Here is a 304-nt window from a genome sequence, read left to right as displayed (position 1 = left end):
CTTTGTGATTCCTGCACGCTGGGCGGCCATAAGCTTTTCAGGAAGTCCGCCGATCGGCATGACACCGCCACGCAGGGAAACTTCTCCGGTCATGGCATATTCCGGGCTGACTTTCTTCCCGGTGAGAAGTGATGCAAGAGCTGTTGTCAGCGTGATTCCGGCTGATGGACCGTCTTTTGGAACCGCACCGGCAGGAACATGGATATGGAGGTCGTGGTCATCAAGCACTTTGCTTTCCTTTGGATAAAGTGATTTTACAAGACTCAGTGCAATCTGAATGGACTCCTTCATTACATCTCCAAGC

At 51.6% G+C, this 304-nt stretch carries 1 protein-coding gene; it reads right to left on the bottom strand.

Features of this window, described 5'->3' with window-relative positions; translation table 11 throughout:
• On the bottom strand, positions 1-291 hold a 291-nt coding region (locus tag PZH32_RS12710; protein ID WP_343074577.1), incomplete at its 3' end, for a S16 family serine protease.
• Positions 292-304 lie beyond the last annotated feature (13 nt).

The sequence above is a fragment of the Adlercreutzia equolifaciens genome (assembly GCF_029076695.1).
GTDB classification, from domain to species: domain Bacteria; phylum Actinomycetota; class Coriobacteriia; order Coriobacteriales; family Eggerthellaceae; genus Adlercreutzia; species Adlercreutzia equolifaciens_A.
Note: the sequence above shows the minus strand (reverse complement) of the source record. Positions and strands in the feature narration are given on the sequence as shown.